General features: G+C 37.2%; 8 protein-coding genes and 1 pseudogene. 2 read left to right on the forward strand and 7 right to left on the reverse strand.

Features of this window, described 5'->3' with window-relative positions:
* Together F6K22_RS16345 and F6K22_RS16350 are read left to right on the forward strand one after the other, a co-directional pair.
* A partial coding sequence (locus F6K22_RS16345; protein ID WP_293099755.1) for a metallopeptidase TldD-related protein occupies positions 1-610 on the forward strand: 610 nt, incomplete at its 5' end.
* Positions 611-1,004: 394 nt separating this feature from the next.
* Positions 1,005-3,728, forward strand: coding sequence for a chloride channel protein (locus F6K22_RS16350; protein WP_293099758.1), 2,724 nt, complete (start codon positions 1,005-1,007; stop codon positions 3,726-3,728).
* A gap of 274 nt (positions 3,729-4,002) precedes the next feature.
* Here F6K22_RS16350 and F6K22_RS16355 read toward each other — a convergent pair whose 3' ends face one another.
* The 7 genes and pseudogenes from F6K22_RS16355 to F6K22_RS16385 all read right to left on the reverse strand — a co-directional run.
* Positions 4,003-4,230: a hypothetical protein gene (locus F6K22_RS16355; protein ID WP_293099761.1), complete on the reverse strand. Its 228-nt coding sequence runs from the start codon at positions 4,228-4,230 to the stop codon at positions 4,003-4,005.
* 153 nt (positions 4,231-4,383) lie between these two features.
* Positions 4,384-4,746, reverse strand: a complete 363-nt coding sequence (locus tag F6K22_RS16360) for a hypothetical protein (protein WP_293099764.1) — start codon at positions 4,744-4,746, stop codon at positions 4,384-4,386.
* Between the two features lie 333 nt (positions 4,747-5,079).
* Positions 5,080-6,198: a heat-inducible transcriptional repressor HrcA gene (hrcA, locus tag F6K22_RS16365; protein ID WP_483244139.1), complete on the reverse strand. Its 1,119-nt coding sequence runs from the start codon at positions 6,196-6,198 to the stop codon at positions 5,080-5,082.
* A gap of 184 nt (positions 6,199-6,382) precedes the next feature.
* Entirely contained in the window at positions 6,383-6,745 is a 363-nt protein-coding gene (locus F6K22_RS16370; protein ID WP_293099766.1) for a rhodanese-like domain-containing protein, read from the reverse strand.
* 668 nt (positions 6,746-7,413) lie between these two features.
* Positions 7,414-10,467 carry a hybrid sensor histidine kinase/response regulator gene (locus F6K22_RS16375; RefSeq protein ID WP_293099769.1) on the reverse strand — a complete coding sequence of 1,018 codons (3,054 nt, stop codon included), beginning with the start codon at positions 10,465-10,467 and terminating at the stop codon, positions 7,414-7,416.
* A gap of 461 nt (positions 10,468-10,928) precedes the next feature.
* Positions 10,929-11,240, reverse strand: coding sequence for a zinc ribbon domain-containing protein (locus F6K22_RS16380; protein ID WP_293099772.1), 312 nt, complete (start codon positions 11,238-11,240; stop codon positions 10,929-10,931).
* Position 11,241: 1 nt separating this feature from the next.
* Positions 11,242-11,433 (reverse strand): annotated as a pseudogene (locus F6K22_RS16385) (RNA-guided endonuclease InsQ/TnpB family protein); the annotation flags it as partial.

The following is an 11,433-nucleotide window of genomic DNA, read 5'->3' on the forward strand; positions in this document are numbered from 1 at the left end:
GTTCGTGGGTAGCGATGCCCAGGTGCAGTCGTACATCGGCCCCAACACAGAAGTCGTCGACCTCGATGGGGGCTTCGTCATGCCGGGGTTGTACGACATGCACAATCACCCCGACCTGCGATACGGGCCGAGAATCGCGGGGCAGGTCATGCTCACCGCCGACGCCGAGCCAGAGGTCGTCCAGGAGGAGCTGCTTGCTTATTATACAGACCGAACTACTGGCAAATTATTGGGTAGTGGGACTACTGGTAATGGGTTTCGCCCGGACTTAGGTAGGTATCCTACACCAGAATTATTTAATTTTATAGTTAAGCCGGGAAAGCGATCGCTACAGGAATTAATAGGGATGTTAGATGATGGAATTATAGTCGATCAAATTCTCGGTGGTGGTGCTGGTATTTCTGGTGACTTTTCTATTAATGTTGAACTTGGGTATCGTGTGAGAAAAGGAGAAATAGTTGGTAGAGTGAAAAATACTATGGTTGCTGGTAATGTTTATTCAGCATTAAAGCAATTAGTAGAATTAGGAAATGATGGGGAATGGAATGGTTCTTGTTATACTCCTCATGTAATTGTAGAAGGATTATCTACTATTGGTAAAGTGGATTAAATTACTTGCACGAGTTTAATATAGCAATCCTAATATTTTTTATCTCAAAAATATTATTTTTAGGAAAGAGATAGAGAAAAAATAACTATACCTAGTTAATTTTCAAAAAGCCATAATTATTAATTTTCTGTATTAAAGAATTTCTTAGTCACAATTGGCATAAGTAAGGAAAAAGGAAGACAGAAGTGGGAAAAAGGAGTAAATATTGAAAAAAGGAGCAAATTTATATATATTTAACTTCACAAGAGTTAATCAAACCATTAATCAACAAAAAACTGCCAATTAATATACCATAAAATGTATAGCGATATTAATAATAATAAATTAAGGGAAAATGACAAGTAGGGAGTAGAATTAAAGACAAATCTGCCAAAAGAAAAGCCAACATTTCGTTATGTGGTATCAGCACATCCGAGAAGAAGCACGAACCTACCTAAAGACATTTGTCTATCCATATACAGGCTTTGTAACCAAACCCCTACTAAGACCTAAACTTCTAGCAGTTTTTGAAGCTAGCTTAATCGGAATAACTTCAGGATTAGCCGCCGTCACCCTCAAAGAAGGTGTAGGATGGCTAGGTAGTTTGCGAATAGCTGCATCCCTAAAATTTCCCCCTTGGTTGTTACTACCTATTTTTGGTTTGATGGGAGGATTTGTCACTGGTGTATTAGTAAAACGTTTAGCACCAGAAACTGGAGGCAGTGGAGTACCACAAGTAAAAGCTGCACTAGCAGGTATGCGAGTTCCCTTAAACTACCAGATCGCCATTGTCAAAATGCTCACTACCATTTTGACAGTTGGTTCTGGATTAACACTAGGAAGACAAGGTCCTACTGTGCAAATAGGTGCATCCTTAGCAGCTTGGATCAGTCATTGGCTTCCCACTTCTCCGAGTTATCGTCGTCAGTTAATTGCCTGTGGTGCTGCCGCTGGATTAGCTGCTGGCTTCAATGCTCCTATTGCTGGAGTGTTATTTGTAGTGGAAGACTTGATGCATGATATTTCTGGCATCACCTTGGGTCCAGCAATTATTGCTTCCTTCGTCGGAGCAGTTACTTCCCAAATTCTAGGGGGAAAAAGTTTGTACTTCAGCAGCGATCGCCTGGATACATCAATTACAGGATTTTTAGATCTTAAAGAAATTCCTTTCTATATAGTTTTGGGAGTTTTAGCTGGGTTACTAGGAACAGTATTTAGTCGAGGGATTATTGCAACTTCAATATTTAACCAGCGTAAACTGAAATTAAAATTACCTTGGCGAATAGCCATTACCGGATTGATTAGTGGTTTAATAATCGCATTTTTACCGGAGTCATTTCACAATTATACAGGTTTAAGAAAATTACTAGGGACTAGCGAAGCTAACTTGAAACTGAGTTGCATAGCTTTTCTCGCTCACTTTATCTTAACAATATTTGCTGCAGGTTCAGGTGCCCCTGGCGGATTATTTGCACCATCTTTAATTATTGGCTCTGCTTTAGGTCAGATAGTTGGGATTTGGCAAAATAATTTAGTTGGTATTGAACAACCAACAATTTTTGCTCTAGCAGGAATGGGTGCATTCTTTTGTGCTGTATCAAGAGCACCTATCACAGCAGTAGTAGTTATTTTTGAACAGACACAAGACTTTCGCTTGGTGTTACCACTGATGATTGTTTCTATTGTGGCTTTATTAGTGGCAGAAAAAATAGATCGGAAATCTCTGTCTGACCTAGTTTTAGATTTAAAAGGTCTACAACTTAACAAGGAAATATCAACAAATGATTATTTGAGTAACATTCGCGCCGATCAAGTGATGCACACTCCTGTGGAAACTCTTGATTCTAAATTAACTTTAGATGAAGTTAAGCAGAAATTTTCCAATTCTCACCATCGAGGTTTTCCTGTAGTCGATAGTCAAGGTTTGCTTGTGGGTATCGTTACTCAGACAGATTTAGCCTACACTCGGAAACGTCATCTTAGAGGAGATAATCTTTTAAAAGATTTTATGACACTCCATCCAATGACAGTAAAGACTAGAGATAATCTGAGTGAGGTTTTAAATCTTTTACATAGATATAAAATTAGTCGTTTACCTGTGATGGAAGGTCGTCATCTTGTGGGGATTATTACTGATACTGATATAATTAAAATAGAATCAGAGGAATTAACAGGTAAGACAAACTTAAAAACCAATCCCCCGGAACCATCTTATGTAGTTTATCAAACACGAGCGCCTCAAATTGGTAATGGTCGGTTGTTAGTACCTTTGAGTAATCCTCGTACTGCCCCTGCATTATTAAGGTTAGCTGCTGTAATTGCTCGGCAACGCAATTATGAATTAGAATGTCTCCAAATCGTAATTGTGCCTCGTCAAAATTCTCCTGCTGAGACTGTAGTGGATACAACTGAGAGTCGTCGTTTGTTGGCAATGGCAGAACGCATAGCTACGGATTTGCAAATTCCCATCCACACTCAAGTGCGGGTTGGTCACGATATTGCTGCTGCTATTTTGGAAACTGTCAAGGAAAGACATATATCGTTAATATTGATGGGTTGGAAGGGTGATATTGCACCAGGTCGTATTTTTGGCAGTATTGTGGATACTCTGATGCAAAAAGCTATTTGTGAAGTTGTAGTAGTGAAGTGGGGAGCGGATAAATTCAGAGAAAAAGAAAAGTTGGCAGGTGTTGCCAATGAAAAATTTAACCCTGATTCTGATTATATGTACTCGTTTTTAGGATGGCGACAATGGTTGGTGCCTCTGAGAGATATTCCTACTCAAGCAGCAGCAGTTAAACTTTTGCCTGCTTTAGTTTCTTTGAGTGTGAAGCCAAAAATTATCCTATGTCAAGTTTGTACTCAATCTGTTGTTGCTCCTAATATTCAGGAAATGCAGCAAGCTGCTAGAATGCTGAAACACCGCTTGCATACAGAGGTGATGGCTACTTCAATCTGTTCTAATTCCGTTTCAGATGCTGTGGTTGATTTAGCTGATGCTCATCACTCTGATGTTGTGGTTATTGGTGCTAGCAAGGAGGGATTTTTGAGGCAAGCAATTAATGGTAATATTCCCGAAGCGATCGCTCGTGGTTGCAATTGTACTGTAATTCTGGTGCGAGCTGCGAATAATCAATGATATTGCAGGGAGTAGGGAGTAGGGAGCAGGGAACAGTTGAAAAAACATTTCCTAGTCTAAGATTCATCTCAATGAACCATATTAAAAAAATAATAACCCCGTAGGGACGTTGCATGCAACGTCCCTACTTTGTGGTTTACAAAAAATGAAAAGCGCTGTAAGATTGGGAGTTTGTTCCTGGAAAACTCTGGCAGCATTGCTAATTGAATTATATCAACAGGACTTAAACGCCTAAACAATAAACCGCGTTTATTGCCCTGATTATTTGTTCAAATCACGAAATTTGCTGGATAAACTCGCTTGCGCAAATGCCGATCAAGCCTCTTTTTCGAGCTTCTTCTCCATAAGCTATCAGTAGTTCGTAGTTGCCAGAGTTGATTTCATAACCAGTTTCCCTTTCAAGCTCATTCTCCTTATAGACTTCAATGGAAAGAGAATGATATTTTTGACTTAGTTCTTGGTCTGACAAAGAACTTGGTTCTGGGTATAATTTTGAGTACATATTCTTCTAACAACCAACATTACTTTATTATAGCGTTAAGCATTAAGATTAGGAACTCCTTCTGTGGCCTCTCTTGGTATGCATTCCCTTGGATTTGCCCCGACACGAGGTCGCACCGCTGTTCTCTCTTGATAATCTCAATCTAATTAACTGTTAATCAACCTCAAAGTGTAACTGATAAAGTCTCAAACTCGGATGTTCAGTTAAATACCAATGACAGCCAATATTAGCAGGTGAAGGTCTTTTATTCAGTCGATACAAAAACATTGGTTCTTCTCTCAAGATTGCTTTTAAAATCAAATCTTCCCAGTCTTCATTGCCATGGTCAAAAACTAAATAAGACTTACCAATATATCCTGTTTTTATCAATACCTTGAGTAACCATCCCAAAATTTCCTCAGTTTTTTCTAGAGAAAATTCACTATCTGTTAAACCATAAGTTTCAACCTCTAGCTTTTCTGATTTAGGTTGTATTATTGCCAAGAAAGCTGATACAATTGTTTTAAATTTTATCATATTTACATACTCAACTCTCTATCTTTATTCTAGTACCAACTCAGTTAAATAATGTCACAAATAATTTCTAAGCTGCACTTGTGAAATAGGAGCCTGAAATGATTCTCAATCCTAACATTCCACACTTCAAAACCTAGTATAAAAGTTCTAAGTCGCCATCGGAGTAGGGACTTACAGGAGGGGAGGGTTGTCGCCAGTTGAAAAAATAAATTAAATAGTAAGGATATCAGAACTATCAAGAATGTTTTTGGTTATCGCCGAAATATTTACAGCATTACCGAGAAAAACCCTACATGAGATGAAAACCAGCTATAAAAGGTATGAATTTTAGTATTAATCAATTCCTATTGTTTCCGAGAGAAAATCGGCTGTGGATTTAACTAGAGCGATCGCATTTTCATAGACCATCCGAGTTGGCCCTAAAACTCCCACACTTCCTAGAGGAATTGTCCCATTTCCATAAGTTGCAGAAACCAAGGCACAACCTTGAATGGGTTCCAAGGGATTTTCTGAGCCAATTCTCACTGTCACCTGCTTATCTATTTTTTTCCCAGTGGCTCCAAAGATTAAAGGCCACAGTTGCTCTTGTTTTTCTTCAAGTAGTTGAATAATAGTTTGGACTTGTTCAAGTTGGGAGAATTCTGGTAAACGCAATGCTTCTGCTATACCACTAATCAGAATTCTGGTATAATCAGGTGTCTGAGAACGGAGAGTTAAATTTTCCAACAGATTTTTGATTAATTCAGCATACTTCTCAAACTCCCGGTCTAGCTCACTCCAGTCCAATAAAGATAATTCTCCTATTGCCCTGTCTCGTAGTTGGCTGTTCAAAAAATTTGATAATATATGTAATTCTCTATCAATATCTTCTGGGTTGGAGAGTACCGAATCACCCTGTAAGTTTTGTCGATCGTTTGTCTGATTTATTGCCCGCAAGTCCATAATCAGTGACTGAGTTTCATAAGTATTTGTCACCACAATTAGCATAATTTTTTCTGCTTCCACTTGTACCAGTTGTAGATGTCTTAGCTTGGCCGTGGAAGTCTGGGGCATCGTCACTAAAGTAATATAACCACTTAGAGTAGCTAAAATTTGAGCTGCTCCCTGAAGTACAGCCTCTAGGCGACCTTCTGGCCAGTTCAGTTGTTTTTGTAAAAGTTCTTCAACTTCAAAAGCCAAATTTTCTGAAGGTCTCATTAATTGATCGACATATATTCGGTAGCCTGAGTCTGAGGGAACTCTTCCTGCCGAAGTATGAGGTTGATATAAAAGTCCACTTTTTTCTAAAAAGCTCATTCCATTGCGAATGGTCGCTGGACTAACACTGAGATTATACTCTTCTACTTCTACAAGGGACTTTGAGCCAACTGGCTCTGCCGTCGCAATATAGTGGCGAACTGTTGCCCAAAGAATATGTTGATGACGATTATTAAGCTTAACTTGCACTGACATAGATGTAGGGTGAGTATATCGGTAAGTTATCAGACAATAGCAGAAAATAATGATCTTAGTTAATCAAAACATTAGAGTTATTTTTCTTAATATAAATTAGTGCTTCGTTATGATATAAGCATAATTTTATAAAAAATATGTAGCCAAAAAAACTTTTCTACTCATATCATAAAATTTTTGATCTCTAATAGCGAGGTATACTTTTATCTACAACTAATGAGTAGGCATCAATACCACCAATAATGTTTTTCACATTGGTAAAACCTTGGCTCTTCAACCATTGGCACATTTGAGCTGAACGCATCCCATGGTGGCATAAGACTAAGGTTTCTTGATCGGAGTCTAAATGGACATGAATTTGGTCTGACCATTCAGAAAACTGACTTAAGGGTAAAACTTTAAAACCTTTGATAAAGGCTATTTCTACTTCTTGTGGCTCTCGAACATCTACTAATTGTAAATTTTCAGGAATACCATTTATTAAGTGATTTGCTAGTTCTTCGACAGTAATTTCAAGTATAGGTTGCTGAGAAAACTGTTGTGACATTTTTAGATACAAGAATTAATTAATTTACTAATAGAATAGTATAAACAAAATTATAGAAAACTTTTTCATCATCCTAATTTTTTTTAGTAACCTGAGCATTTTATCTGAAATTATATCAAGGTCTCTCGACTTAATCATAAGAAACCTTATCCTCTCTCTCTTAAGTAAATCTTTCCTCGCAAGGCTTGAAGAACCAAACCTTTACTTTATGGGTTTCCTTTTCTATAGTTCGGGATTCGGGCAGAAATAATATAATATGATGTCCGGTTGAATACTTATTCAAAGGATGAAGGAGTCAGGAGGACCGAGTCATGAGAGAAGAAGAAGGAAGAATAACGAAGAAGAGAAGAAAGTTTTTTATAACTAATTAAACGGACATGATATAACTCAAATAAAATTAAAACTAATCAAATCAATATTATTTTAAATTGACTTTAAGGAGCAGGACAAATTAAACGTAAAATAATAGCAGGAAGTAAATTTATTTAGACTATTTTAATTATGAATTATAACTCCTCCTAATTTTCTGAAAGAGGCAGCTCCTTTGTTTGCGTAGCATTCCGAAGGAAAGGAGGCAAGAGGCAGCTCCTCTGGCAGGAGGCTAACTGAAATGACTAGTTACTTATGTTTTTCTCCCTGATTCCTGCATAAATTAATTAATTAATTAATTAATTAATCAAAGATTTTTGTAAATTTTTAATTAAATCTTGATCTAAATAAGGTTTAGTTAAATAGCCATTTGCACCCAACTGTTTAGCTAACTGACGATAGGGTTGACTGCCACGAGATGTTAACATTAATACAGGCATTTCCTCCTGAGAATATTGTTTACGACAACGACTCAGGAACTCAAAACCATTCATTTCTGGCATTTCTACATCACAAATAATAGCCTTAATATAAGTATTTTGGTCTAGCTGTCTTAATCCTGCTTTAGCATCTTGAGCTTGCACAACATTATATCCTGATTTTTGCAAAGTTTTAGAAATAGTTTGGCGAGTAGTTAAAGAATCGTCTACTACTAAAATAGTTGGCAATTTCGACAAGGTAGACTGCTTAAATCGCTTCTGAAGACTAGGTAATCTATGAGGAGTTGAACTGGTTTGATTTAAGGTTTTTTCTAATAACTTAATTCCGTCAATAACTGGTACTAAACTACCATCTCCTAAGATAGTACAACCATACAAATATGATGGGGATGTTAAAACCTTGTTAAAAGGTTTAATCGTCAAATTTTGTTCCATTAATATTTGTTCAATTTTGATGGCAATTGTATCTATATCTTCAGAAATCAATAATAACATTACCTTTTCTTGAGATTTTTGACTATAAGGATTTTTGCCAAATTCAAAAGCTTTTTGTGGGATATTTTCTAAGACTATTGGATAATTATAGTCTGATACGATTGATGGTGCTATTGATATTTTTTTGCCTCGCAAATCATAGGTTTCTTCCCCTTTTTCATTGACTTTAATCTCAGTCGGATCGGCATAGATAATAGTTGCTAAAATATCTAAGGGAATAGCAAACAAATTGCCTTCCATACGAAAAACTAATAATTTTGTAATTGTCAAAGTCCAAGGTAATCTCAGCAGAAATCTTGTGCCTTGACCGATTTCTGATTGAATAGTAATATTGCCTTTTAATGCTTCTATTTGACGCAATACTGCATCTAATCCTACCCCTCTTCCTGACAAATCACTCACTTTTTCTTTAGTTGAAAAGTCAGGATAGAATAAAAATTGGTATAACTGTTTCGTCGATAATTTTACTGCTTCATTAGGAGAGACAATTTGCTTAACTATGGCTTTATTCCGAATTTTTTCAAGATCTATACCCCCACCATCATCTTTAATTTCAATATAAGTATAATTTCCTTGATAATAAGATTTAATAGTAATTATCCCTACCTCTGATTTACCATTAGCTTGTCTTTTTTCTGCTGATTCAATACCATGATCGAAAGCATTCCTCAATATATGAACTATGGGGTCATATAATTTTTCTAAAACAGCTTTGTCTAACATAGTATTCATCCCAACTAATTCTAGTTTTACCTGTTTTTGCTTTTGTACTGATAAATCTCTAATCATTCTGGGGAATCTATTAAATAATGATTCCACAGGTAACATTCGAGTTTTATTGAGATGACTTTGTATTTGCTGTAAGGTTTGTTGTCTTTTTTTGACAATTTGTTTACTCTGCTGATGTAATAGTTTAATATCGTCTAGTGCTTCTCCTATTTGCGCAACTTCTTCTGTAAGATTTGGTATTATATTTACTAGAGATGCTAGTTTATGATTTTGAGGATTTGATGATTTTTTTAGTTTCTCAGAAAAGGTGGTAATATCTTGGAGATTCATCATTAATTGCTGAAATCTATGCCACCCTTTTTCTAAAGTTTCTATTGAAGCTTGAGCTTGTTGATTTTGGAGAATAAAACTATTATCTTGAGTGGCTAATTCTCCTACTAAATTATTCAACATTTCTAGGCGTTTAAGGTCTATCCTAATACCTAAAGTAGATGAGGGTTGGGAGGTAGTTTGTTTTTCCTGAGTTTGCTTTTCGTTATGAGCAACTGCTAGTGGAGAATCTTTTTCCTCAGAGACATTTACTGATTCTGTCGCTGTCTTGGAGTTTGTGGTTTTAGTAATATTAGTTATCTGTGCTTTTTGACCTTGATTTTGATTGGCAACGTTGGATTTTTTAGCAGGTTGATTGACTTTTTCTGGCTTTAAATTTTGAGCAACTGCTAGTGGAGAATCTTTTTCCTCAGAGACATTTACTGATGCTGTCGCCGTCTTAGAGCTTGTGGTTTTAGTAGTATTAGTTATCTGTGCTTTTTGACCTTGATTTTGATTGGTAAGGTTAGATTTTTTACTAACTTGATTGACTTGTTTCTGCTTGGTAGTTGCTACAGCTTTTTTAGATTTTAATGGTTTGGTCAATTTTACCAATGTTGCATTTGGATTTCCACCTTGAACGCGATCGCCTTCTAATACTGCTTTTTGCCCTGCCCAAAAATCTGCTAAAGCTAATTGACCAATTTTTGCTGTATATTTGGGATTTACTTCCAGGGCCTTAATTGTAGTTTCAGCAATAGAAGTAAACCCAGCCAAACTAAGCATTGTTCCCAAAGTCGCAAACACTTCTGCTTGTCTCTTCAACTCATCTTTAAGGGATAGACCAGTGTCGGAAATATTCTTTCCTGCTAATAAACTTTCCCAACGCTGCAAACCAGAAGGTATTTCTTCTGTAAACAGAAACTTAGCCATATCACCCTCTTCCATTGGTACTTCTGGAAACTCTGCTGCTTCTTCGAGAGAATGCCCAAGTTTATTTTCCAACTGCTCAAAGACTTCCTTTGCCTTGGCAATAGCTTTATTTTCATCGTAGTTACCTGTTTCAATTTGTTCTGTAGTAGGCGATTGTAAACAGTCAAAAGCTTGCAGCAATAAATTCTCTAACTCCAGGTCAAAAACAGTATTTTCCTGATAAAGGGCTCTGATGCCATTTTCTAAATCATGGGCAATTGTTTGAATTCCCATTAAACCAATACAAGCAGCACCACCTTTAATTGAATGAGCTGCCCGCATTAGTTTATGGAGTGTTTGGAGTTCATGCTCTTGAGAAATATTAATTAATCCTTGCTCAAGAGTTTGCAGTAATTCTGTAGTTTCTTCTACAAAAAATTCGTAGGCTTGATCGTCAATTTCAATCATAATTTTATCAGTACCTGTGCAAAATTAATTTAACATTTTTAAGGGAGTAGGGGAGTAGGGAGCATTTTTCTACCTGCTTGGTGGGCGTTCCCTTTCTTGGTCGGCGTTATCATGGCTAGGAGACCTGGCCCGGTTCTGACCCCTTGCGCCCTGCGACGGTGAGTGCAGTGGGTTGGGCCGGTTTCCCGACAATCACGCAACTGCCGTTCCTGTAGCGTCTCTGAAAGAGATACCCGAAGGGCGCGGGGTCCCATCCGCTTTTTCCCCTATTCTATTTCTGAATCCGTTCTTAGAAACCTATGATTATCTATATAAATCTATGATTCTCTATAGATAGCCTGTTCTATTCCTGCTTCGCTCCTGGTAACGTCGGCGTTCTCCAGTCCACAAGCTGTCACGGGCGTTCGCGGAACGCGGAGCGTAGCTCTCACTAACCGCCATAGCTAAATTTAACGCTCTTATCAAGTCTCGTTCGCAACTAAAATTGCAGTTTTCGCAATTTGATTACACGCTCTGATAAAAACAGAGACTCGCGATTCAGTTCCACACCTGCTACAGGTTTTAGAACTAGGAAACCATCTATCCACATATAGCAGCTCAGAACCGTATAACTCACACTTGTACTCTAACTGTCTACGAAACTCATAAAAACCCATGTCAGCAACAGCCTTAGCTACGTTGCATGCAACGTAGCTGTGATTTGCCATCATTCCTGATACATTTAAGTCTTCTATTACTATAATGCCGTGGTTTTTGGCTAAGTAAGTTGTCAACTTATGTAATGTATCTTTTCTGATATTGGCCCTGCATGCTATGTAGTTTAGCTATCTTGAGAGAAGCTTTTTTCCAGTTGTTAGATAGCTTAGTTTTATGTCTGTTCAGATATTGTAGTCTCGATAGTTTAGCTTCTAACTTTCTATAGGATTTAGCACCAACAAAAACCTCGCCAGTTGAAAGTGTCGCTAA

The organism is Okeania sp. SIO2F4 (assembly GCF_010672385.1).
Taxonomy (GTDB): Bacteria; Cyanobacteriota; Cyanobacteriia; order Cyanobacteriales; family Microcoleaceae; genus Trichodesmium.